This window comes from Chloroflexus aurantiacus J-10-fl, assembly GCF_000018865.1.
Taxonomy (GTDB): Bacteria; Chloroflexota; Chloroflexia; order Chloroflexales; family Chloroflexaceae; genus Chloroflexus; species Chloroflexus aurantiacus.
This window is the reverse complement of sequence record NC_010175.1, coordinates 1,951,010-1,973,683: the sequence shown is the minus strand read 5'-3', so window position 1 is coordinate 1,973,683 and position 22,674 is coordinate 1,951,010. Positions and strand designations below refer to the sequence as shown.

The window sequence follows — 22,674 nt, the reverse complement described above, 5'->3', positions numbered from 1 at the left end:
GGGATCAAACCGGAAATGTTACTGCCGTACCACCGTTCGCCGCACCTGCTCGACTGCACGTTGAGCAGTGGTCAGGTATGCCGCATAGACACCAGCCCGATTGAAAGCCAGCGGCGTCGCTGCACCAACGGCAAGAAGTGCCGGTACCCAGAAGAGAACGAAGAACTGCGCCAGCCAGGCAAAGAGCAGACCACCACCGATCAGGGTATTGAGCAACGCGGTGCTTCCACGTTGAGTATACCCGTATCCCAGCAATTCACGAAGGTTAGCGATCAGGAGTAACAGCCCGGCAAATGCGCCAAAATGCATCGTCAGGCCGATGTTAAAAAACCGCATCAGAAAATACACCAGCAACCCGAAAACAATCACGCCCAGAATGATCAGGTATACCGGCTTAACCGGATAGCCGCCGATCACAACATACGGGCGTCGTGGGCCATTACCATAGTTGCCGTACATCGTCGTATCCTTTCGTAATGGATAACATCACTATTACTGCCGGTACGACGTTCACCAATGGGCAAAAGTTGCACCTGTTCACTCGTCAAACACTGCCCGTACCCGAAACATACCATCTTGCTGATCGGGGGCATTTGCCAGGGCCTGTTCCTGGGTCAACATCTCGCCTACCACATCAGGTCGCCAGACCGTCGTTAACCCGGTGACCTGCGCAGTTGGTGGCACATTGCTGACATCGACTTCCTGCAACATCGCGATATAATCAAGGATCGCTGAGAGTTGCGCCTGCATCAGAGCAATTTCTTCATCCGACAACGCAATCCGGGCGAGTCGGGCCACGTGACGAACTTCTGCTTCAGAGAGCGCCATAGGAACCTCTATATGTTACAACTAGATAATCCCAGATTCCTTTCGCAGTTTGGGATCGCGAGCCGAACCAACCAGCATCTGACGAGTGTATAACAGGCGCTGTACGGCAGTAATGTGGGATGCAATACCCACCGCAATAACCGCCCATTCCAGCACCGGTCGATCAGGAAAAAACGGCATCAATATCAGACCAATGAGCAGCAGACCGAGCTTCTCCTGTCGTCCGGCAAATCCAACGTTGCAGGAAGCAAGCTTCCCGGTCGCCTCTGCCCGAGCACGGACGTAGCTAGCCATCACCATTCCAAAGATCGCAAACAGCGTCCAAACCGGTGCGACCACTCCCGATAGCATCAGCCCTCCCATGACAAAGGCCTCCGCGTAGCGGTCGGTCACATGATCGAGCACTGTTCCATACTCGCTGGCCATCCCACTTGCGCGAGCAGTTGCACCATCCAGCACGTCAGCAAATCCCATGAGCAAGATAACGACAATGCCCCACCAAAACTCACGTTGCGAGAGCAGATAACCGGCCAGCACACTGAACAGCAGACTCAGATAGGTTAGTATATTTGGGTGAATCCCCAAACGGGAGCAAAAATGACCAAGCGGAAGCGAGGCCTGTTCATAAAACTGACGAAAACGAGCAAGAAATGGCATCATTGGCACTCTTCCTTTACTGACGATCTCTCTGAACTACACCTTACAACTTGGACTGTAACAACAAAGACATTGTCCGACGTTCTACTTCTCCTAAGGAGATCGGTGCATCAGGTCCGGTATATTCAATCCAGATTGACGCCGTCGCAGCACCGGTACAACCGGCCCGGAAGAGATCGTGTGGTGCAGAGAGATAGGAGTGAATAAAACCGGCCATGTAGGTATCTCCAGCACCGGTCGGATCGCGGGCATCGGTCGCATAAGCCGGGACAGGAATGGAACGTTCACCATCATCGATATGGGAACCTGCCTCAGCGATTGTCACAATAGCAATCGCGCAACCAGTTTCGCGTAGGCGACGCGCTGCCGCTGCCGGATCGACCCGCGGATCGATCCCGGTAATCACTTTTGTTTCTACCTCGTTTGCCTTAATCACGTGACAGAGCGGCGCAATGGCAGCAAAATCGTCTGGCAAGAAGTGTTCGATCCGCCCATCGACACCAAATCGCCGGAGGAGGCCCTGTGGATCAAGAAAGATCGGGGCATCAGTTCGATCTCGAATAGATCGGATCAGGTCAAGGGGCGTCTCTTGCAAGATCGGGCCAACAATCACGGCTGACGCACTGGTAACGATGTCAGGCACGGTCTGGATTGGCTCGGCAACACCGAGCACATCAAGCGTCCGATCTCCGCGCGTATCATAGACCAGCTTAAAGCCACCAGTCTGGGCCGATAATGAGACAAACGGTGTGATACCGTAGCGCAACAGATCAGACTGAAACCGATCAGCATAATCAGGTCCAACCCGGCCAACCAGCGCGGTCGTTCGACCCAGGCGACTGAGCGCCAGACAGGCATTCGTCGAACAACCAGAGAGAACACGTCCGCCGGTAGACACCACCGGTGTAATAATCTCGTCGTATACCGGATTTCCAAAAGCAACAATCATTGTCATACGATTACCACTAACTATTCCCAGACAGACGATCATACAAACCCTGTAACTGTTCGTCATCGTACAGGGTAATTGTTACTTTAATCGTGCGCCCGCTACGGGCGATCTGAACTGGCGTTTGCAGCAACTCTTCAAACATCTGTTGCGCCATCTGATCCTCTGGTGAACGAGTAGCGGGTAGGCGTTGGCGTTCTGGTGATGAAATCGTCCTGCCTGGAGAAGGCATCTTCCCGCCAAGTGGTTCTACCACCTGCGCCAGAGCCGTTTCCAGATCAACGCCACCGGTGAGCGCTTTGCAGAGCCGATCAGTCTCAGTCAAGCCAAGGTGATGGGTGACAATCGCTTCACAGGCGGCGTTTTGAAGCTGGGCATCACCGATCTGAAGCAGGGCGAGAGCCTGCGCCGGCTCAAGCTGACCAGCGCAAAGTGCATGACGGGTAGATGCTGCCAGGCCGGGTTGAGCCGCGATCTCACAAAGATGCTCGATCTCACGAACAGAGAGAGCACGCTCTTTGATTAATGCAAGCGCAGCCTGCTGATCCGTTGCGTCCTCGATCCGCAACAGTGCCCGCCCATGTCCGGCACTAATTGTGCCATCGAGGAGAGCCTGACGAGCCACGGGAGAGAGGCGCAACAGGCGACGACTATTGACAATTGCCACGCGACTCTTGCCGACACGCCGGGCAATTTCTTCATCGCTCAAGCCAAACTCACGCCGCAAGGTTTCGTAGGCCTGAGCCTCTTCCAGGGGGTTAAGGTCAGCCCGTTGGACATTTTCAACTAGCGCCAATTCGAGAAATTGTTGCGGTGTCGCATTTTTTATGATTGCCGGAATGGTAGCAAGACCGGCCATACGGGCAGCGCGTAGCCTGCGCTCGCCGGCGATCAGTTCATAGCCCCCCTGCTGGTCTTCACTCACGATGATCGGCTGGAGCACGCCATGGGTCTGAATTGAAGCCACCAGTTCAGCGAGCGTGGTCTCATCAAAGGCAGTACGGGGTTGGGCACGGTTAGCCTTGATTGCCGAGACCGGCAATTCCCGCACCGGTGTCTGATCAAGTGATGCGGCAGGAATGAGAGCATCGAGTCCACTTCCCAGTCCACGCTTCCGGCTCATACGACTCGTTCCTCCCGTCCGATCAATTCTTCGGTTAACAGGGAATAGGCTTGTGCACCACGACCATGCGGATCATATTCGTAGGCGATACGTCCATGACTGGGAGCTTCACTAAGCCGTACACTGCGCGGGATCAGGGTACGACAGATGAGGCGGGGAAAGTAGCGTTGCACCTCATCTACCACTTGTTGCGCCAGATTGGTACGACCATCGTACATCGTCATTACTACACCAAGGATGCGCAGGGTAGGGTTCAGACTCTCCCGAACTCGTTCCAGGGTCATCTTAAGCTGTGCCAATCCTTCCAGGGCCAGATATTCACACTGGAGCGGGATCAGAACGGCACTGGCAGCGCAGAGCGCGTTCACAGTGAGTAACCCAAGTGATGGTGGACAGTCGATAACGATCCAGTCGTAGCGCTGCAAAAGTGGCACCAGGCCATCACGAAGTCGCCACTCGCGCCGTTCTACGTTTACCAGCTCAATGGCAGCGCCTGCCAGTTCTTGATCGGCAGGAATGATGTCCAGTCTTTCCCGGCCACTTGAACGAGGAATTGTTTCTGGTGGTGCACCACCGAGCAAGAGATCGTAGGTCGTTACTGTCAGTGAGGTCTTCGCAATCCCAAGGCTGGTAGTGGCATTCCCCTGAGGATCGATATCAACGAGGAGAACACGTAAGCCTCGCCGGGCAAGTTCGCCGGCGAGGTTAACGGCGGTCGTCGTTTTGCCAACCCCACCTTTCTGGTTGGCAATCGCGATGATATGTGGTTGTGAATGGGTTAGATGTTGTTTCACGTGAAACACCTGCCTCAAGCAGCCACTCTGAGCGCTATTGTACCACAGGCAGGCACAAAACAACATCAAGGAAGATAACGCAATGGATTGACGGCACGCCCATTGACGAGAATGGTGAAGTGTAGATGAACGCCGGTTGAATAGCCGCCTCCAGCGCGATCATAGGTACTTCCCATATAGCCAATTAGTTGTCCGGCACTCACTTCCTGTCCGACCCGCACAACTGGCTGGGCAATGAGATGACCGTAGATCGTTTCGATACCGCCAGGATGCCGAATCTTGACGCAATACCCATAACCACTACACCATCCTGCCTCACGTACCCGTCCACTACTCGCTGCAACGATTGGTGTCCAGGCACGATTGGCAATATCTATCCCGTTATGAAATCCACCCCAACGTGGCCCGAAACCAGAGGTCAACACCCCTCGTGCAGGCCAGACCCAGCGCGGTGGAGGCGGCGGAAAATCGCGGACTTCCGGAAGGGCTGCGACTTGCGCCGGATCAACCTCTAACAAATCACTCCGAATCCAGCCGGTAATATCGCCGATTTCAATCTTTACCCAATCATTGTACCGCCCCCGCAAAGCCACCTGCCGACCGGCTGCCAACTGCGCCTGCCGTGGATGATCAGTGCTTGGGCCGGATCGAACATTTGTTTCATCCACCAGTACAATACCAACCGGCTCGGCACGACGCTGGGCAAACGCAGCCTCCTGTTCATTTGACCACGGCAATCGACCACCTGGAATAAATATTTCGCGGCCTATTACCAATTGACCGCCAGGCAACCGATTCGGTGCAAAAGTGGCTATAGCTTCCGGTGCCACACCGTAGCGCTCGGCCAGTCCCGCAAGGGTCTCTCCTTCAACGACCGTATGTGTTAACCCAGCCAGGTGTGGTATGCGCAACGGTTGTCCAACCCGCAACGCATCGCCACGATCCAGTTGGTTTGTCCACACTAACGTGCTGAGAGGAATCTGATAGCGCTCGGCTACCTCTGCCAGCGTTTCGTTCTCAGCCAGCATGTGGGTTGTTTGAAAAGCGGTCAATACCGGCTGAGGCGCCCGTAGCGCCGGCGCAATTGGTTCTGGCTCGACTGTCTTTGAGGGGGTATGACGTACCGCCGGCGCAATTCGTACTATCTGCTCTGCCGGCACTACTGAAGACAATTGCGTCACTATCGCGTCAGACACCTCACGGGGATTTGTCAGCGATTGAAGAGGAAGTGTTCGATCAACGATCAAAACGCCAAGTACCCCAACTATCAGCAAGATATGAGCTAACTGCCGGGAAAGGCGGAGCTGCCAGCGTAACGCTCGTGACCGGATCGAACCTTCGACAGAGGGTTGCGTAGCAACCCAGTAGCCATCGCGTACATGGCGAACAGTCCGCCGCGCCGCAGCCAGCCGCCGCTTGCTGCGCAACCATCGCTCTAACCATGGAGGATGATGAAATACTACGTGCATGCTTCTACTCTCACCTTCTCTGTAGAGCATACACGTAGTAGACTGCTTTGTCAATCTTGACGGCATCTTTCATCGCATGATAAGATATAAGCGTAGAATTTTCCGCTGCCCAGTCCGGCGTCGCTTTGGCTTCCGGTGATGGGCGTTCCATGAAAGGCCGGCTAATGATACGAGTCGTTGTCGATAGTATCCGTGTCAGCCTGTTGACGCAGAGCCGGGTCGTCGTTCTCCGCGAAACCGAAGGGAATCGCTACCTGCCCATCTGGATCGGCCAGTTTGAAGCCGATGCCATCGCGATGGCCATTCAGGGTCACGAACCGCAACGACCGATGACCCACGACCTGCTCAAGGCTGCCATCAGCGAGTTAGACGGACTTGTCCGTCAAATCTATATCAGCGATATTCGCGATAATACGTTCTTTGCACGTATCCTGATCGATCAGGCCGGGCGGACGGTTGAGCTTGATGCGCGACCCAGTGATGCTATTGCACTTGCTGAGCGAGTACAGGCCCCTATCTTTGTTGCTGCTCATGTGCTGGATCAGGCAGGGGTCCTCTTTGATGAGGAAGAGCAGTCAGATGATGCTGTTCCTCCTACACCGGTATCACGCAACGAGGAGCCTGCGTCAGAGGCGTCCTCTGAGCCTGAACCTGAGCTGAATGAAGACTCCCTCTCCATCTTCCGCAATTTCATTAATACTCTTGATCTCAATGACCGTGACCGGCCTGGTGAGAAGTCTTGAAGTCTGTTAGATGGTGTTTAACAGAGGGCGGTTAAACCGCCCTCTGTTATTTTGACCGGCTTGTGGATAACTTGCGATATTATGTGGAAAACTTGGACTGTTTGTGGATAACCTGCGGAACAAGTCGTTGATAGCTCGTGGAGGATTTGCGTAAGACACTTCGTACATTGTTTTGATCACTCCTTTTGTGGATAGACGTTCACAAGTCGTCCACATGCGGTTTGAGGCATTAGAATAAGCTGGAAAGACTGCTGTCCACACTTTCCACAAGCCTACGATCATGACGAATTTCTTCTTGCGCTTTATTATTTTGATGTTAAGGGAGTTACCTGTTTATAGTGGTGTGGATATATCCTATGCAACTGGTTGAACGCTTTTTGTGCGAACCCTTTCCTCCGCTTGCTCAACGTATCATCCAGGAGGGTGTTGTTGTTAATGATCGTATCCTCAAGATCGATCACTTCCTCAACCATCGGATTGATACAGACCTGATGTCTGCTATTGGTGTTGAACTGGCAACTCGCTTACAACCATTTGCCGCTGAGTTAATTCTGACCGCAGAGGCAAGTGGTATTCCACCGGCGCTGGCCACAGCCCTTGCTGCCCGGTTGCCTCTCGTGTATGCGAAAAAGTACGATCCCGATGTTCCAGTGCCGGCATTGACCCGCCATATCCATTCACCAACCCGTGATCGTCAGGTTCAACTGGCAATCTCAGCCCGCTTTATTCCTGCGGGGAGTCGTGTGGCGATTGTCGATGATTTTCTGGCTAATGGTCGTACTGCACTGGCTTTGGCCGATATGGTGTACGAGGCTGGAGCTACTGTGGTTGCCGCAGCATTTGTGGTTGAAAAGCAGTTTCAAGAAGGGCGGTTGTTGCTGCAAAAGCTGGGAGTCCCTATCATCTCGCTGGCACAGATTACGCGCTTTGTTGATGGCAGGCCTCTTATTTATGGCTGGCCATCATCTGTGCCGGGACAATCAGACGGGTAGGTTGTTCCTATCGGAAACCTGTAGTCCCGTGGGCGAATGACAGAGATATTGATTGGCTTACCCTGATACGGAAAAAGAGCGCACGGTCAGTTTTGCTTCTGTTCAGGCACTACCAAAATAGCGTAATGCCAGTCGTAAGCGCTCTTCCAGGGTTGGCGGGGCATCTCCCGGTAGGGCCGCAATTGCTGCGGCTGCTTCTGTAGCGCTGTACCCTAGACTGATCAGGATGTCGGTCAGCTCACGGTCGAGAGTGCTCACGTTGCCTGGAGTCGTGCCGGATAGCTGGCGCAAATCGATCTTACCCCGGAGTTCCAGCACAATCCGTTCGGCAGTCTTCTTGCCGATTCCTGGCACTCGTGCCAGGCGTGCTATATCGCCACCGGCAATACTCTTTTGTATCTCATCGGGAGAGCCACTCGATAGCAGGTTTAAGGCGATTTTGGGGCCTACTCCGCTGACACCAATCAACTGCTCGAACAGGTTGCGTTGAGCTGGATCGCTAAAACCGTATAATGTCAGCGCGTCTTCACGTACAATGAGCAGGGTGTAGAGGAATGTTTCACTACCGATCTGACCAACAGCATTCAAAGTAGAACGCGGAGCGTAGATGAGAAGTCCCACCCCACCGGTCTCGACGATCAGGTGGTCGATACCGATGCTCTGAATGATGCCGCGGATTGATGCAATCATACTATGCAGTCCTTACACACTATTGTTTGAAGAGAGGTTTCGGGTGAAGATGCGTTCGCCATTCTACTCAATAAGTCTGGTGCTTGCTCAGTTTGGATGTTTGGGTGTTATTGTGCTGAGTGGCCCCCTTATCCCAACGTCGCTACTCCCACTGTGCTTGCTGGTAGCCGGTTTGGCTTTAGGCCTGTGGGCTTTGTTCACAATGCGTCTTCGCCGTCTCTCGGTCTTCCCTGATCCCTTGCCCCACACCGAACTGATAAGTTCCGGCCCTTATCGTCTCGTTCGTCATCCAATGTACACTAGCCTGCTCCTCGCCACCCTGGGCTGGATACTGGCGTTGCCTGTATGGTGGCGCTGGGGATTGTGGTTTGGTCTGTTGATTGTCCTCATCACTAAGCTGACGTATGAAGAGCAGTTACTCCAGTCTCGGTTTGCTGACTACCAGACGTATCAACAACGCACCTGGCGACTGTTTCCATGGATCTGGTGATGGTAGTCGTCATCAGCGATATGCGATCTTACCATGGCCAGAGCAGTCCGACCAGCATGGCACATGTCATTAATGTGAATATAGGCGCCATGGCCTTTCGCAAGAGGCTTGAACCTCCGCCAAGGACAATCCCTCCTTTCACCAGGGTGTTGGTCAGGACGGCAGTACCGATAGCCCGCGCTGCGGTCTGCTCGCCAATTCCGTCTCTAACTGTTGCCAGCTCGCTGAGTGAGAGGGTTATCGCATCCACGTCAACTAATCCGCCAAAGATGCTGGAGAGATAAATTCCGGCATCACCAAACCAGGTTCGCGCCAGGTTTGCGCCGATCAGGATGGCGGCGTACAGTAAGCTGAAACCGATAGCCGACCGTAGCTCCAGCGGATTGCTAAGCGTTAGACTGCTCGAATCGTTGCCCTGCGCTTGTTTTACTAACCAGAGACTCCCAATCAGGCAAGCACTGCCGCCGATGGCAATGATTGGCCATAGAAAGGGAAGGACATTCGGTGCAATCGCACCGGTTAGGATCGCCACTCGCAGGAACATAACACTCCACGCCAGAAGAATGGCCAGCGCATACGCCCGACTCAACGCTGGTTCGCTGTGACTACGCTGTGTATTACTCAGGGTTACTGCCGTTGATGAGACGATTCCGCCGATGATGCCGGTTAATGCAATACCGCGGGTTGCCCCAATGATCTTGTGTAGCGCATAGCCGCTGAAGTTGAAGGTCGAAATGAGGACAACCAGAAACCATATCTTCTGGGGATTGATGACATCAAATGGCGCCGGAGCTACTGATGTGCTGGGCAGGATCGGCAAGATGATCGCACTGATTGCCGCCAGTGTTAGGGCCGCTTGCATGTCTTGGGTACTGAGCCGATGTGCGAAATCGTGTAGGCGACTTTTCAATGCCAGTAAGCCCGCAGTTGCTACCCCTACAGCCGTGGCTAGTGTTCCGTACCCCCAGGCAATCAGGCCACCGCACAGGAGTGTAGTAATGAGCGCCATCTCACTGGTTAGCCCCAGTCCTTCCTGACCACTGCCTACAACATACGCGGCAATTAATAGTCCCCCTACGATGACTATCAGAGCAGCAAAGATGATCGGTGCCTGTAGGGTAATGCCTGCTAACCCTCCTGCACAACCAATGAGACCAACGATGGCATACGTGCGCACGCCGGCAAATAACTCGCCAACGCCGGTGTAGGCATGCTCGCGTTGTAAGCCGATCAATGCCCCGATGAGCAAGGCCAGGCCAAATTGATAGAAGAGTTCGGTTGTGGTTCGACTGTCGAACATAGCCTATCCCTGATTGATCGGCGCTGCTGGGGTCTTTTGTTCGTACCAGTATGGGGTAAAAATTGCCCCACCGTCAACTGTGCCGAAGCTGCGACATCTCGCTGCTCCCCAACGATGACCATAGAGCGCAATGTAGGCACATAGTACCGCATCGGCTTCGTCTTCGATAGCTTTGAGTGCCGTTGCACCTGTATCGCTCAGATCAACCTTCTCCCAGATGCGGTCAACGCCAATCAGCGGCGGATCGGCGTGGATCAAACTGCCCAGCAGGTCGAGATACCGCCGCAGTTCGTGTCGCCGACTGACTAAGGAACGTCCCTGGCGCGCTTTGTATTGCAGAATCCGGGGCAACCCGAAGAGAACGATGGTTGCCGGGTGTGGAAAGACTTCAACAATCAATCGCCCGCCGCCCCCGCTCTCAATCGTTGGTGTGTAGCAGAATCCATCACTGGCCAGTGCAGCAATGATTTCCTCGCCACGCAAACCACCGTAACGTCGCAGCAACTGTCGGTTTGCCGGGTGTGGCCCGGCGTGATACTGACGAAACGCTGCCGCTAACTCGGCTTCAGCCAGACGCCGACCGGTCTCATTTGGTACGAGGAGTGGAGCGTCAATGGCCAGGATGGCCGGCGCATCGCCACAGGTAGCGCGAATTGTCGCCACAATCTCTGCGGTCGTCTTCAAATGGTGTGGACGAACTATCAGATGCGCGCCACTCGGTGTACCCCAGGCTGCCGCCAGGCCACTGGGATTGCGCTCTGACCACGCCAGGTCCAGGCCGAGATAGATGGTTGTCGGTGGAACGTTCATTGCTGGTTGCCTGATTATAACGCCGGTAGCCGGTTATTTAGAGTACAGTATAGTCAAATCTGAACGACAGGGAGGTCAATATGGGTACAATAAATCCCCCCTCAACGGCAATGACCATCGTTTGCCGGATTGGAAGCCGGTTTGTTGCACTGCCAATGCAGACAGTAGTTCATACCGCTCGTTTCGCTGAACTAACGCCTGCCAGCGATGTCTCGGCAATCGTTTGTGGTGTGGTCTCGGTGCATAGTGCGACAGTACCGGTTATCGATGGCCGTTCGCTGCTCGGTGAGCCACCTGGCTACGATCTCGGTAGCTATATTCTGCTGGCTGCTTCAGATATTGATCAGCCGCCAGAAATCGGCCTACTGGTTGATGAGGTGATGAGCATCCATCGGGTGGGTGCCGATGGCCTGGCACCGGTTGATCACATCGACGGTATTTCATGCGGTGTGATCCGTGATCTGCCGCAGCCTGCGTTACTGCTTGATGTCGATGAGCTGTTTGCACTGGCCCACGGCAGTGCCCGCGATTAAGGTTTTGAATGGATGGGTGCCGGGCGTTGCCCCGGGGCAACGCCCACGCTGATGCCTGGCAGGCTAATGGGCAACCGCGGTTGTCTGGTGAAGCGGTAGGTCTTCACCGATAAAATGTACAGCGCTCTTCGCTGCTTCCAGAATGGTCATCAAGCCACTACCTGGATGGACTGCCCCACCGATCCAGTAGAGGTTGCGTGCGCCATTGTGGCGGATATGCGGGCGAAAAGGGCCGAGTTGACTCCAACTGTGAATCAAATTGAAGACTGCACCCAGATAGGTGTGGTGCTCGTCACGCCATGTCTCCGCAGTGTACCGTCGTTCAACGACAATGTGGCGTTCAACGTCTTCAAAGCCGAGTTTGGCCATCTGCCGGATAATCAGGTCGCGATAGCGCTGCTCGACCGCTGCCCAATCGACCGGATAGCGCAGGTTAGGAACTGGTACCAGCACGAAGAGGGTGCTGTGTCCGGGCGGCGCGTTGGTTGGATCAACGATAGTCGGGTTGCATACGTAGAATGATGGGTCATCTTCATCCAGAACGGCACTCTTCGCCCACAAAGGATCGTTGCGACGAATGTTGGCCGACAGGTAGAGTTGATGGTGTGGCAGATGATCCCAACGCCGGTTAACGCCCAGGTAGAGCATAAAGGTCGAGCATGAAAACTCCATCGAGTTGAGCTTCTGGTCGGTGTATGTGCCGCGTGCGTGGGGCGGAATAATATGAGTGAGCGCGTGACCAAAATCGGCATTCACGACTACTGCATCAGCCTTTATCCGTTCGCCACCGACCAGCTCAACGCCGCAGGCCCGTCCCTCTTCTACCAGTACTTGCTTCACCGGACTGTTGTAGTGAATAACAACACCCAGGTCGGTTGCAGCTTTCGCCAGGCCGGCGGCCAGGGCACGGAAGCCGCCACGCGGGTGCCAGATGCCGTCGGCAAATTCGAGAAAGGTTACCAGGCTGAACACGCTGGAACACGCGGTTGGGTGCATGCCCAGATATTTGGCCTGGTATGACAGCGCGTAGACGACCCGTTCGTCGCGGAAGAAGCGCTTGAAGTGATCGTATAAGCTCTCCCAGGGGCGGAAGGCCAGCGCAGCCGCGATCTCGCGAGGTTTCAAGTAGCCGAGTGGACTGCGCACCGGTGTGCCCAGGTATGGTTCATAACCGACCACATTCTTACGGATATGCTCGATATACCAGCGCTCAAACTCTGCCGGCAATGCTGGATCAAAGCGGGCCAACTGTGCTTTGAAGGCTGCAATGTTTGAGGTCAAATCAAGATATTCACCATCCCAAAAGCGAATGCGGGTATTTGGATCGAGCCGGATGAGCGTGACATAATCGCTGAAACGTAACCCGGCACTGCTAAACAACTCATCGTAGACCCGTGGCACTTGCAAGATCGTTGGCCCCGTGTCGAAATGGTAATCACCGAGTGAGAAGCCGCGCATGCGTCCACCCGGACGATCAACTGCTTCAAAGATTTCAACCTGATAGCCCTGACCGGCTAAGCGAATGGCGGTAGCCATCCCACCAGGGCCGGCGCCGACAATAACAATTCGTGGTGACACTCCCTACTCCTCTATATGATGATGAAAACATGTACTCCTGTTTGAGTATACACCGCTTTTGATAGCCGGTCACGCTGGCTATTGGGTGTTTCTGACGCTGCTGCGAATACACCGGGGTGACTCTTGGCAACAATGGCTCGTATCAGGAGGGGCAGCAGTGGGGCGGGTTATTAACCTCATCCACCAGATTTCCACAACTCCTGATAACGGTGCCTCTGGGGGATGTATTTCATCGTATCGTATCCTGCCACGGCATGCAGTCTCTGAAAAATGTCCTTCTCTGCGGATGTTGTTCTGATTGGGGTAGTTGATCTTCCATCTCACCAGTGAGGCCCCAGGAGAGAGGTTGTTGAAAACAGTCCTCCTGGTCTGTCTTGGGAGAGATGTACTGTATCGCAAAGCTCTTCGTCTCTTGTTGTAACGAGATGGGTATAACGTCCATTCACACCACATGTGTCTGGCTTCTCAATGCCTTCCCCTGCTGTACCGGGAATGCACAGGGTTATCGGCGAATAAAACCTCACATGTTGAGGAGATTGTGGATAAATGGTGGAATTTGTGGATAACATGAATGCTGATCGTTGGTTCGTTGGACGTTAACACATATCTAATGCCTGGTTAATCCAGAGCTAATCTGTGCAAGCTACGATACTGTGCGTCAGGCGATCTGATTTGCGGTGGTCGTCGCCGGGCAAAAATCTCCTAATCTACACACCGCCCCCCATCCCCCTCTCTCCGGCCACCGATGTGTGGGTGGCCGTTTGCGATTCATGCAGGTATCGCATTGGGCATGAATATCGTGAAATGCAAGGCGTTTACGTTTTCCACGATCATGAATTGCGAGAAGGGAGCATGAATTGCATCCTCCTTTCTCGTTGTGCATATACAGGTATAGAAGATGTGGCAAACTCAGGTTCGGAGCCGGTTCATAGCCTCCGAAGGGCCGATCCGTCTGGAGCTGTGTGGTACGGTGATGAGAGGATGATCGCCTGATCAGGCAATCACGTCGGTTTCATCCTTTGCCAGAGCCGCACGCACGTGGTCAATGAACGTTCGGGTAGCAAAGATGATATTCCGTCGCGTGACACCACCAGACACCACGAGATAGCCGTCGAAGCCAATGTCGCCACTGCGATCAACATAACTTCGTACAATGTGCAGCTCGTCGTTGATACGATTGACGTACAGTATTCGGTCAGCCAGATCACGGTCAGGGTTGGCGCGAAACTGAGACATGAAACGAATTTGCTCGCCCTCACGGATCGGAAAGACCCAAACCCGGAAACCCTGACGGAGACAAACATCACCATCACTGTCCAGTTCAACGTCAAAGTAGGCGTCGTTGTAAAGCTGGAATAGCCACGCTCGGTTGACGTGTGCCGGATAGACAAGCTCTTCAGGCTGGGCGCCAGTCATAAGATGACCCTTTCTCTGCATTAGAACACAGTTCACGACAGCATTGTCCGTTGCCGGCCTGATGAATTGCAGAGGACCTGGATCAATGTTCTGGCACTTCGCTCTTGAGCAATTCAGACAGGAGTATGGTTGCGGGCATACTGTTGCTTGCTATTATAGCAATCTGACTTGTTTTTGACTATAACTATCAGTGCTGGCAACTGTCCGATCCCATTGCGCGTGAGCACGGTGGCAGCACAGCAGGTAACCGGCATTGACACTCCCGAACGTGAATGGTATACTACGGCCACGTAAAAGAATAACCGACGTTGATCAGGAAGAGTAGCGAGTGTGGCGACAATCCAGCGAGCCGATGATGGTGTGAGATCGGCACGTTCGGCGCTCGTGAATGGGCCTGTGAGTCGCACGGCGAACCGGGTTTGTCCCGCAGTAGTCGCTGCCGGAGACGCCACCGTTATCAGGGCGCTAGGTGTGAAGCGGCTTTGCCGACAGCACCTGTAGAGTGCGTCGCTTGCGTGAGCGGCGGCGAACGAGAGTGGCACCGCGGTTTTTCCCGTCTCTCGACCAGTTCGGTCGAGAGATTTTTTTATTCGTCTGTTGCAGCAAGGAGAGGTGTCTGTGGAAACGGTCAAGTATCTACTCAGTGAAGATCGCCTGCCGGAGACCTGGTACAACATCGCTGCCGATTTGCCATCGCTGCCGCCGCCGCCATTGCATCCGGCGACGGGTCAACCCATTGGCCCCGCCGATCTGGCGCCACTCTTTCCGATGGAGCTGATTAAGCAAGAGGTGAGTACCGAGCGCGCTATCCCAATTCCCGATGAGGTACGGGCCATCTATCGACAGTGGCGGCCAACACCGCTCTTCCGTGCGCGCCGGTTAGAGAAAGCCCTTGATACGCCGGCTCGTATCTACTACAAGTACGAAGGGGTTAGCCCTGCCGGTAGCCACAAACCGAATACCGCGGTGGCTCAGGCGTATTACAACAAGCAAGAAGGAGTCCGCCGCCTGGTCACCGAAACCGGTGCTGGTCAGTGGGGGTCTTCCCTCGCCTTCGCCGGTGCGCTCTTCGGGCTTGAGGTTGAAGTCTTTATGGTGAAGGTGAGCTACAATCAGAAGCCGTATCGCCGGGCGCTGATGGAAACATACGGCGCACGGGTGGTGGCAAGCCCCAGCACCGAGACGGCTGCCGGACGGGCTATTCTGGCGCAAGACCCCGACAGCACCGGGAGTCTTGGTATTGCGATTTCTGAAGCAGTAGAAGTTGCTGCGCAGCGTGATGATACGCGCTATGCGTTGGGTAGTGTGCTCAACCACGTGCTGCTCCATCAGACGGTGATCGGGCAGGAGGCAATGATCCAGATGGAGATGGCCGGTGATTATCCCGATGTGGTGGTTGGCTGTACCGGAGGTGGTTCAAACTTTGCTGGCATCGCCTTCCCCTTCATCGGTGCGAAGCTGCGCGGTGAACGTCCGTTGCGCGTGGTTGCCGTTGAACCGGCAGCCTGTCCGTCGCTGACCAAAGGGAAGTATGCCTATGACTACGGTGATACTGCTCATCTGACACCGCTGGTCAAGATGCATACCCTTGGCAGCAGCTTTGTGCCCCCCGGTATTCACGCCGGTGGCCTACGCTATCACGGCATGGCACCGCTGGTTAGTCATTTGCTTGAAATTGGGGCAATTGAAGCGATTGCGATCCAGCAGCTTGAAACCTTTGCTGCCGGTGTGCAGTTCGCCCGTACCGAGGGCATCTTGCCTGCCCCTGAAGCAAACCACGCCATTGCCGGTGTGATCCGCGAGGCGCTCCGCTGCAAGGAAGAGGGTAAGAGCGAGGTTATTCTCTTCAATCTCTGCGGCCACGGCCATTTCGATTTGCAGGCCTACATGGATTATCAGGCGGGGCGGTTGCGTGACTACGAGTATTCTGACGCCGAGGTGGCAATGGCGCTGGCCGGTTTGCCTTCAGTTGGGGCCTAAGCTGATTAGCCGCGAGGCGCATGGTTGTGCGCCTCGCGGTAGCAGGGGTACAGCGGGTACTAGCGACGGGGTTTCAGCGTGGCCGCGACGTTGATGATTGGGCCGGTAGCATCGATGACCAGATAACGGCTAAACCCGATCTGCTCGATCTGCACCGGTAACGGCGAGTCGTTCAGTAACACGATGCTGGGTTCTGTGTTGGATGGTAAGAGCAGACGTAACCGAAATGATTCACCACTGCCGGTTGCTGTCAGCTCAAGTCGTGCCGGTTGAAGATTACTGGCCGGCGTTAACCGCCACTGGTAAGCGACATAGCCATCACTAGCGGCGTAGCGGGCGACAGCGTAGACATCACGAATTTCGTGTATCGGATCGGCTGACCAACGTGGGGAAAGGGTGACTGACTGAAAACCGATATAGCGGTCTTCGATGCCGGCGGCGCCTTCGATCAAGGCTCCCAGCATCGCACTGGAACCCCAGCCGTCGGTTGGTAAAAACTCGTTGACCGGGGCAATACCACCGGTGGGGTAGTACCAGAGATATGTGGCACCGGTGCGTTCAATCAGGTCAATGTAGCGTTGTAAGATGTTGAAGCCATACGCTTCGTAGCCATAGCGAAACGCGCCGCGTGCCAGTTCGCCGCCAACGAGCGGCATGACACCACCGTTGACATATTCGCCGGGTCGCTCACCCAGGCGTCCATTCATACCGAAGGCGCCTGCCGGGAAGGGAGGATCGATGCTATACCATTCGGCAAAGGCAATCCGGTTGGGGTCATTCAACCGACGTAGATACTCGGCAATGATCGCCCGCCCCTGCGTCTCGGTTAAAACGCCGCGATTGAGGGCAATTGCGTTCGAGAGACTTAATTGATTGGCTTCATCAACACCAGGTACATCGTAGGGGACGAGTTTCACATGGTGCGTGTAAAAGCGTCCATTCCAGCTCAGCGCATTGAGGCGCGTCATCAGATCGGTAGCGATAATCCGGCGCACTGCGGCCAGATCACGCTGCCCGGCAGCCTCTTCCATCAGCGCCAGGGCATGCAGCGCCGCCGCCAGACCGGTATTGTCACCGTGGAAAATGCCCCATTTGGTCTGCTCATCGATCCAGTGACGCGGCCCCAACTCGCCGTTGTTCGGGTTAACCATCGGCGAGCCATATTCAAAGTCCCAGGTGTCGATGGTAAAGGGTCGCTTGACCAGGCCCAGGGTTGCATCCCAACGCAGCGGATCACGCATCGTGTAATCGATGGCGCGTTGAGCTGCCGGCAACATTCGCAACATCCATTCAGTGTCACCGGTCACCTGCCAGGTCTCGAAGATCAACTGAACGAACAGATATTCAACATCAGCTTCGACCGGTGTGCGGAAGGCGGGAATGCCCCATTCCGGGCGGGCCAGAAAGTCCGGCAGGCTACCATCTGCGGCCTGGACCCGGGCAAAGGCTTCAGGCAGCGAGCGCAGATCGTTCTCAAAATAGCGGAAAGCCCGGTTTTGGTAGTAGTGATCACGCAACCAGAGCAACGGGCTGTCGGGAGAACGATAGCCGGCTACGGGTTGTCCATCAAGCAGATAGCTCAATCTGTCGGCTGCCATGAATTGGCGAACAGTCGGGTACAACCGATCGTAGCCGGCCACGCCGCTGCGCAGTGTGGTCTCGGCTTCAAGCCGGTAGAGTGTTCCGTTTGCTACCATCTGGCCATCGGCAGTGAAGAGAGCTGCCCAGTGCGCACCCAGCGCACCGCGCGGCGTCACTTCAACCCATCCCTGCCCATCGCTGACTGTCAGCGGAAAAGCACCGGCAAAGCGCGCACGGCTGTCGAACACAATAAGATGGGCTGGCCCTGTATAATCATCGATCCGAATTGCAACTGGTGCCGGGATCAATGGTTGTACCGTTGGATTGAGACTGGTAAAACTGGCACCACTCTCTGCCCGTACTGGCGGTGTTGGTGTACTCACGGTGCCAAGTACGACGATCAGCAGGAAGAGGAAGAGAAATCGTTTCATTGCATACCTGATATGAAAGCGATACCTGACATTGCTTAGTATAGCATGTTTCGCATTGTAGCCTTAAGGAGAGAAACCCTATGACGCGCAAACCTCGTGTCTTCTCAGGCATCCAGCCGTCGGGCAACCTGCATATCGGTAACTATCTGGGTGCGATCCAGCAATGGGTTGCCGGGCAGGGCCAGAAGACCAATTTCATCTGTATCGTCGATCTGCATGCGATCACCGTACCGCAAGACCCAGCCGACTTGCGTCGCCAGACCCGCGAGTTAGCCGCCTTGTTGCTGGCTTGTGGTATCGATCCGCAGCAGACGACGCTCTTCGTGCAGAGTCACGTGCGGGCGCATGCCGAGTGTTCGTGGGTGTTCAGTTGTATCACACCGCTTGGCTGGCTCGAACGCATGACCCAGTACAAGACGAAAGCGCAGAAGCAAGAGAGCGTGATGACCGGTTTGCTCACCTATCCGGTCTTGATGGCGGCAGACATTCTGCTCTACGATGCCGACGAGGTGCCGGTTGGCGAGGACCAAAAGCAGCATATCGAGCTGACCCGCGATCTCGCGCAGCGCTTCAATTATCTCTTTGGGGAAACCTTTGTTATTCCCAAACCAGTCATTCGCGAGAGCGGCGCTCGCATTATGGGCCTCAACGATCCGACAGTCAAGATGAGCAAATCGGAAACAACCCGTGGTCATGCGATTCGCATTGTTGACGATCCCGACGAGATTCGCTGGGCGATCAAGCGGGCAGTTACCGACTCCTACAACGAGATTCGCTTTAGCGATGACCCTGATCGTGCCGGGGTGAATAATCTGTTGCAAATCTATGAATTGCTGACCGGGCGTAGCCGACCAGAGATCGAAGCACACTTTGCCGGTAAGGGGTATGGTGCGCTGAAGCGAGAACTCACCGAGGTAGTGATTGAGTCGTTGCGCCCGATCCGCGAGCGCTACTACCAGTTGATGAACGATCCGGCGGAGCTTGATCGTATACTGGCGATTGGCGCCGAACAGGCACGTGCCGTGGCTGAACCGAAGATGACGCTTATCCTTGAGCGGGTAGGCTTCGTATTACCCAATGACCGTAGATAAGGAATTGTATGTACTATCCAACCCTCGATCAATTACAGGAGTTACGCCAGCAGGGTAATCTCTGCCCCATTTATCGCGAGATTATGGCTGATCTGGAGACGCCAGTATCAGCCTATCTCAAGATCGCTCAGGGTGGGCTGGGCTTTCTCCTCGAAAGTGTGACCGGTGGTCAGAATATCGGTCGCTACTCGTTCATCGGCAGCGATCCGTATATGGTGCTGCGTATGCACGACGGTGTGGCCCAGGCGACCCATGGCGGTTACAAGCAGACCCTCACCTACACCGATCCGTTGATCGTGCTGGAAAGTTATCTGAACGCCTACCGCCCGATTCGCCTGCCCAATCTACCGATCTTCGTCGGTGGTGCGGTCGGCTATCTCAATTATGAGTCGGCGCGCTACTTCGAGCGCCTGCCGGTACCTCCAGTGCGCCCATACGATATGCCCGATAGCTGGTGGATGTTTGTTGATACGCTGCTGGCCTTTGATCACGTGCGCCACAAGATTATCGTTATTTCGCACGTTCATCTCGATGTCGAAGACCTTGCCGCTGAGTATCAGCGCGCCGTGCAGCGGATCGAGACCCTGATCGCACGTTTACAACGCCCGCTACCGCCGGGTATTGGCTTGAGCCTGCGCAACTACGAACCACACAACACACCGGCGCGGGTGATGACCAACCCTATCGTCTCGAATCGGACCGAGGCCGAATTTAAGGCGGCGGTGCTGCGGGCGAAAGAGTACATCATGGCCGGCGACATCTTCCAGGTGCAGATTTCGCAGCGCTTCAGCAAAGCCACCAGCGCCGATAGCTTCACCATCTATCGGGCATTGCGCACGATCAATCCTTCACCGTACATGTTTTACATCCGTACCGGCGAAGGTGATCTGGTTGGGGCATCGCCTGAGATGCTGGTACAGGTCCGCGATGGGAAGGTGACCACGCGCCCTATCGCCGGAACCCGCTGGCGTGGTCGTGATGCGGCTGAAGATGAACAACTGGCTGCCGATCTCCTGGCCGACGAAAAGGAGCGGGCTGAGCATCTGATGCTGGTTGATCTGGGACGCAATGATCTGGGACGCATCAGCCAGCCCGGTACGGTTCAGGTGCCGGTGTTCATGACCATCGAGAAGTATAGCCACGTTCAACATATTGTGTCAGAAGTGACCGGTCTGTTGCGGGCTGACTTGAAACCAATCGATGCGTTGCGAGCCTGTTTCCCTGCCGGCACCGTGACCGGCGCACCGAAGATCCGGTCGATGGAGATCATTGCCGAACTTGAAGGTGAGCAGCGGGGGATTTATGCCGGTGCCGTTGGTCATCTCGGTTTTAACGGTGACCTCGATACCTGCATTGCACTCCGCACGCTGATTGTCAAAGACGGTATTGCCTATGCCCAGGCCGCTGCCGGTGTGGTAGCCGACAGTACGCCGGAGTATGAGTTTAACGAAAGCTGTAATAAAGCAGCCGCTTCGTTGCGGGCTATTGATCTGGCCGAAGAGCTACAGGCCGGTGGCTAGAGGCTGGCTCGCAGCTTAGAGTGTTGCACCAGATGAATGTACGTGCCGCAGCTCACGGGGGTGAAAGCGCAACCCTCGCCCCCGTGAGCTGAAGGCATGATGGGCTTGTCTGGCAAACGATGGTTGAATACGTGCCAGAGACATATCGCACGGGGTTGCAGTCGGGTGATGCTGGCAATAGCTGATCGGAAGTTGCCCCCATGCCAAATCACGACTCTCAAGCACGAGATGATAAACGTGCTGCTCGTGTCAGACCGATACGAGAGGTTGCATATGCAGATAGCCCCCTCGGTCGAGTGTTGGTAGCTGCGACCGATAGCGGTCTCTGTGCGGTCTATTTAGGTGATGATGACGCAGCACTGCTGGCTACACTCCACGCTAGCTTTCCGGTAGCGGGCACTGCCGCTGGTGTTCTGGCGGAGACTGCGGCATCGGCAATTGCAGCCTATCTGCGCAACGAGGCACCGCTCCCCGCCTTCCCACTTGATCCAATTGGTACCCCCTTTCAACAACTGGTCTGGCAGGCGCTTTGTACGATCCCGCGTGGGAGCACCCGTACCTACGGTCAGCTAGCTCAGGAGTTAGGATTACCAACCGGCGCTGCACGGGCAGTCGGACGGGCCTGTGCGAGCAATTCACTGGCGATAGTGGTGCCCTGTCATCGTGCCCTGGGGAGCGATGGCAGGCTCCATGGCTTTCGCTGGGGGATCGAGCGCAAGCGTGCGTTGCTGGCCCTTGAAGGGGTATTCCTGCCGCTTCTGTAGTATCAAATCTGGTGCTACAGCGGTCATACATGCTGGTACCGCACCTGATCACAGAGGCGTGGAACCAGTGTAATCGCTGTACGTGTCGTGGGATCACACGCTGGAGTGGATACCGTTACCGAGAGGGTTCCCCGTATTCGCCTGGTTTGGAGTGCGGCAGCCATACTGTCGCAACAGCCGCGCTCACGATCAGATGCGGGCTACAGCGGTACCCTGGATGGCGATGGCGCTACGAGCAGTCGCGTCGTATGGAACCAGACTGACCAGGCGTGAATCTAACGGTGTGTGAGGGGTGCGCGGATCGGAGGGAAGGGGTAGATGCCCCAACGACGATTGATGACCCCATGTTCATGAAAATTTGACATAAAAGAGCATGCGTAGGCACGACATATACATTGCCTGGCGCTACTAGAGGGAGTGATCGGCGACATTGCTGAAAAGATATAAGCCCACCATATTTGGTGGGCTTACTGGCGACCCCGGTGCGATTCGAACGCACGACCTTTTCCTCCGCAGGGAAACGCTCTAATCCACTGAGCTACGGGGTCGTATTCCGTTTGCCCGTGCATTATAGCATAGTTTGGCTCATGATGCAAATGCCTGCTGAAGGTTTTCCGGCCATACCAGAACCTGTTTTACGTGCTGCGAACGATGCGTTCCATTGAATGGCAACCTCACCTGATGTAGAAGTCATCACTTGTGAGCACACCATCATGCCGGCGGCGATCGCAGATACAGAGAACGGCGTTTCGGCTGTACCCACCGTGGTATGACCTGCCGGTGTGGATATGGTGTTCAGGTTGGGTTGCCGGTGACGCATGGTTTGGCGTGCGGAAGGCCACGCTGCCGCATCCACCGTGCGCACTGACAGGCGTGGATCGCGGCGCGTACCGGTGCCGGTACGTGACCCTTGTTACACCAGATTTGAGGTCATT

The 22,674-nt window shown here is 55.2% G+C and carries 21 protein-coding genes, 1 tRNA gene and 1 other annotated feature; of the genes, 8 read left to right on the top strand and 14 right to left on the bottom strand.

Features of this window, described 5'->3' with window-relative positions; genetic code table 11:
• Positions 1-18: 18 nt before the first annotated feature.
• The 7 genes from CAUR_RS07455 to CAUR_RS07425 all read right to left on the bottom strand — a co-directional run bounded on the left by CAUR_RS07455 (position 19) and on the right by CAUR_RS07425 (position 5,820).
• Entirely contained in the window at positions 19-459 is a 441-nt protein-coding gene (locus CAUR_RS07455) for a hypothetical protein (protein ID WP_012257311.1), read from the bottom strand.
• A gap of 78 nt (positions 460-537) precedes the next feature.
• Positions 538-828 (bottom strand): Asp-tRNA(Asn)/Glu-tRNA(Gln) amidotransferase subunit GatC, encoded by a 291-nt coding sequence (gatC, locus tag CAUR_RS07450; protein WP_012257310.1) that lies wholly within the window; start codon positions 826-828, stop codon positions 538-540.
• Positions 829-849: 21 nt separating this feature from the next.
• The gene (locus tag CAUR_RS07445; RefSeq protein WP_012257309.1) at positions 850-1,488 is read right to left on the bottom strand and encodes a CDP-alcohol phosphatidyltransferase family protein; all 639 of its coding nucleotides are present in this window, start codon (positions 1,486-1,488) and stop codon (positions 850-852) included.
• 40 nt (positions 1,489-1,528) lie between these two features.
• Complete coding sequence (locus CAUR_RS07440) at positions 1,529-2,440, bottom strand: carbohydrate kinase family protein (RefSeq protein ID WP_015909057.1); 912 nt, start codon at positions 2,438-2,440, stop codon at positions 1,529-1,531.
• Positions 2,441-2,450: 10 nt separating this feature from the next.
• Positions 2,451-3,557: a ParB/RepB/Spo0J family partition protein gene (locus CAUR_RS07435; protein ID WP_012257307.1), complete on the bottom strand. Its 1,107-nt coding sequence runs from the start codon at positions 3,555-3,557 to the stop codon at positions 2,451-2,453.
• Positions 3,554-4,351 carry a ParA family protein gene (locus CAUR_RS07430; protein ID WP_015909056.1) on the bottom strand — a complete coding sequence of 266 codons (798 nt, stop codon included), beginning with the start codon at positions 4,349-4,351 and terminating at the stop codon, positions 3,554-3,556. The genes CAUR_RS07435 and CAUR_RS07430 overlap by 4 nt, the downstream gene beginning before the upstream one ends.
• A 65-nt stretch (positions 4,352-4,416) precedes the next feature.
• A complete protein-coding gene (locus tag CAUR_RS07425) occupies positions 4,417-5,820 on the bottom strand; it encodes a peptidoglycan DD-metalloendopeptidase family protein (protein ID WP_012257305.1) in 1,404 nt (467 codons plus the stop codon).
• A 164-nt stretch (positions 5,821-5,984) separates the two neighbouring features.
• On the opposite strand from CAUR_RS07425, the gene CAUR_RS07420 reads away from it, so the two are divergent.
• Both CAUR_RS07420 and xpt read left to right on the top strand, forming a co-directional pair.
• On the top strand, positions 5,985-6,563 hold the full coding sequence (locus CAUR_RS07420; protein WP_012660668.1) for a bifunctional nuclease family protein: 579 nt from the start codon (positions 5,985-5,987) through the stop codon (positions 6,561-6,563).
• Positions 6,564-6,919: 356 nt separating this feature from the next.
• Positions 6,920-7,555, top strand: a complete 636-nt coding sequence (gene xpt, locus CAUR_RS07415; protein ID WP_012257303.1) for a xanthine phosphoribosyltransferase — start codon at positions 6,920-6,922, stop codon at positions 7,553-7,555.
• Positions 7,556-7,657: 102 nt separating this feature from the next.
• Here the strand turns inward: xpt and ruvA are convergent, their stop codons facing one another.
• Complete coding sequence (gene ruvA / locus CAUR_RS07410; RefSeq protein ID WP_012257302.1) at positions 7,658-8,245, bottom strand: Holliday junction branch migration protein RuvA; 588 nt, start codon at positions 8,243-8,245, stop codon at positions 7,658-7,660.
• Positions 8,246-8,294: 49 nt separating this feature from the next.
• On the opposite strand from ruvA, the gene CAUR_RS07405 reads away from it, so the two are divergent.
• Complete coding sequence (locus tag CAUR_RS07405; protein ID WP_012257301.1) at positions 8,295-8,735, top strand: methyltransferase family protein; 441 nt, start codon at positions 8,295-8,297, stop codon at positions 8,733-8,735.
• A gap of 28 nt (positions 8,736-8,763) precedes the next feature.
• On the opposite strand, the gene CAUR_RS07400 is transcribed toward CAUR_RS07405, so the two are convergent.
• Both CAUR_RS07400 and CAUR_RS07395 read right to left on the bottom strand, forming a co-directional pair.
• A complete protein-coding gene (locus CAUR_RS07400; RefSeq protein ID WP_012257300.1) occupies positions 8,764-10,035 on the bottom strand; it encodes an MgtC/SapB family protein in 1,272 nt (423 codons plus the stop codon).
• Positions 10,036-10,038: 3 nt separating this feature from the next.
• Positions 10,039-10,845: a DUF429 domain-containing protein gene (locus CAUR_RS07395; protein ID WP_012257299.1), complete on the bottom strand. Its 807-nt coding sequence runs from the start codon at positions 10,843-10,845 to the stop codon at positions 10,039-10,041.
• Between the two features lie 80 nt (positions 10,846-10,925).
• On the opposite strand from CAUR_RS07395, the gene CAUR_RS07390 reads away from it, so the two are divergent.
• Positions 10,926-11,378, top strand: a complete 453-nt coding sequence (locus tag CAUR_RS07390; protein WP_012257298.1) for a chemotaxis protein CheW — start codon at positions 10,926-10,928, stop codon at positions 11,376-11,378.
• Between the two features lie 63 nt (positions 11,379-11,441).
• Here CAUR_RS07390 and CAUR_RS07385 read toward each other — a convergent pair whose 3' ends face one another.
• Together CAUR_RS07385 and CAUR_RS07380 are read right to left on the bottom strand one after the other, a co-directional pair.
• Complete coding sequence (locus tag CAUR_RS07385) at positions 11,442-12,956, bottom strand: phytoene desaturase family protein (protein ID WP_012257297.1); 1,515 nt, start codon at positions 12,954-12,956, stop codon at positions 11,442-11,444.
• 993 nt (positions 12,957-13,949) lie between these two features.
• Complete coding sequence (locus CAUR_RS07380; protein WP_012257296.1) at positions 13,950-14,372, bottom strand: YbjN domain-containing protein; 423 nt, start codon at positions 14,370-14,372, stop codon at positions 13,950-13,952.
• A gap of 299 nt (positions 14,373-14,671) precedes the next feature.
• Positions 14,672-14,936: a binding site (T-box leader), on the top strand.
• 54 nt (positions 14,937-14,990) lie between these two features.
• Between CAUR_RS07380 and CAUR_RS07375 the strand changes: the two genes are divergently transcribed.
• The gene (locus CAUR_RS07375; RefSeq protein ID WP_012257295.1) at positions 14,991-16,352 is read left to right on the top strand and encodes a TrpB-like pyridoxal phosphate-dependent enzyme; all 1,362 of its coding nucleotides are present in this window, start codon (positions 14,991-14,993) and stop codon (positions 16,350-16,352) included.
• Positions 16,353-16,411: 59 nt separating this feature from the next.
• Here CAUR_RS07375 and CAUR_RS07370 read toward each other — a convergent pair whose 3' ends face one another.
• Positions 16,412-18,364: a glucosidase family protein gene (locus CAUR_RS07370; RefSeq protein WP_012257294.1), complete on the bottom strand. Its 1,953-nt coding sequence runs from the start codon at positions 18,362-18,364 to the stop codon at positions 16,412-16,414.
• A gap of 80 nt (positions 18,365-18,444) precedes the next feature.
• Here CAUR_RS07370 and trpS point away from each other — a divergent pair, with 80 nt between their 5' ends.
• The 3 genes from trpS (at position 18,445) to CAUR_RS07355 (ending at position 21,739) form a co-directional block, all read left to right on the top strand.
• Positions 18,445-19,455 carry a tryptophan--tRNA ligase gene (gene trpS / locus CAUR_RS07365; RefSeq protein WP_012257293.1) on the top strand — a complete coding sequence of 337 codons (1,011 nt, stop codon included), beginning with the start codon at positions 18,445-18,447 and terminating at the stop codon, positions 19,453-19,455.
• An 8-nt stretch (positions 19,456-19,463) separates the two neighbouring features.
• Entirely contained in the window at positions 19,464-20,975 is a 1,512-nt protein-coding gene (trpE, locus tag CAUR_RS07360) for an anthranilate synthase component I (protein WP_012257292.1), read from the top strand.
• Between the two features lie 200 nt (positions 20,976-21,175).
• Complete coding sequence (locus CAUR_RS07355) at positions 21,176-21,739, top strand: methylated-DNA--[protein]-cysteine S-methyltransferase (RefSeq protein WP_012257291.1); 564 nt, start codon at positions 21,176-21,178, stop codon at positions 21,737-21,739.
• A 471-nt stretch (positions 21,740-22,210) separates the two neighbouring features.
• Here CAUR_RS07355 and CAUR_RS07350 read toward each other — a convergent pair.
• Positions 22,211-22,287 (bottom strand) — tRNA-Arg (locus CAUR_RS07350).
• Positions 22,288-22,674: the final 387 nt, after the last annotated feature.

What these genes read in the sequence shown, in the direction of transcription:
- xpt (WP_012257303.1), top strand. Translation starts at nt 6,920, where the DNA reads ATGCAACTGGTTGAACGCTTTTTGTGCGAACCCTTTCCTCCGCTTGCT.
- ruvA (WP_012257302.1), bottom strand. Translation starts at nt 8,245, where the DNA reads ATGATTGCATCAATCCGCGGCATCATTCAGAGCATCGGTATCGACCAC.
- CAUR_RS07425 (WP_012257305.1), bottom strand. Translation starts at nt 5,820, where the DNA reads ATGCACGTAGTATTTCATCATCCTCCATGGTTAGAGCGATGGTTGCGC.
- CAUR_RS07370 (WP_012257294.1), bottom strand. Translation starts at nt 18,364, where the DNA reads ATGAAACGATTTCTCTTCCTCTTCCTGCTGATCGTCGTACTTGGCACC.
- CAUR_RS07420 (WP_012660668.1), top strand. Translation starts at nt 5,985, where the DNA reads ATGATACGAGTCGTTGTCGATAGTATCCGTGTCAGCCTGTTGACGCAG.
- CAUR_RS07380 (WP_012257296.1), bottom strand. Translation starts at nt 14,372, where the DNA reads ATGACTGGCGCCCAGCCTGAAGAGCTTGTCTATCCGGCACACGTCAAC.
- CAUR_RS07445 (WP_012257309.1), bottom strand. Translation starts at nt 1,488, where the DNA reads ATGATGCCATTTCTTGCTCGTTTTCGTCAGTTTTATGAACAGGCCTCG.
- CAUR_RS07400 (WP_012257300.1), bottom strand. Translation starts at nt 10,035, where the DNA reads ATGTTCGACAGTCGAACCACAACCGAACTCTTCTATCAATTTGGCCTG.
- trpS (WP_012257293.1), top strand. Translation starts at nt 18,445, where the DNA reads ATGACGCGCAAACCTCGTGTCTTCTCAGGCATCCAGCCGTCGGGCAAC.
- CAUR_RS07390 (WP_012257298.1), top strand. Translation starts at nt 10,926, where the DNA reads ATGGGTACAATAAATCCCCCCTCAACGGCAATGACCATCGTTTGCCGG.
- CAUR_RS07440 (WP_015909057.1), bottom strand. Translation starts at nt 2,440, where the DNA reads ATGACAATGATTGTTGCTTTTGGAAATCCGGTATACGACGAGATTATT.
- CAUR_RS07455 (WP_012257311.1), bottom strand. Translation starts at nt 459, where the DNA reads ATGTACGGCAACTATGGTAATGGCCCACGACGCCCGTATGTTGTGATC.
- CAUR_RS07435 (WP_012257307.1), bottom strand. Translation starts at nt 3,557, where the DNA reads ATGAGCCGGAAGCGTGGACTGGGAAGTGGACTCGATGCTCTCATTCCT.
- CAUR_RS07405 (WP_012257301.1), top strand. Translation starts at nt 8,295, where the DNA reads ATGCGTTCGCCATTCTACTCAATAAGTCTGGTGCTTGCTCAGTTTGGA.
- gatC (WP_012257310.1), bottom strand. Translation starts at nt 828, where the DNA reads ATGGCGCTCTCTGAAGCAGAAGTTCGTCACGTGGCCCGACTCGCCCGG.
- CAUR_RS07355 (WP_012257291.1), top strand. Translation starts at nt 21,176, where the DNA reads ATGCCAAATCACGACTCTCAAGCACGAGATGATAAACGTGCTGCTCGT.
- CAUR_RS07395 (WP_012257299.1), bottom strand. Translation starts at nt 10,845, where the DNA reads ATGAACGTTCCACCGACAACCATCTATCTCGGCCTGGACCTGGCGTGG.
- trpE (WP_012257292.1), top strand. Translation starts at nt 19,464, where the DNA reads ATGTACTATCCAACCCTCGATCAATTACAGGAGTTACGCCAGCAGGGT.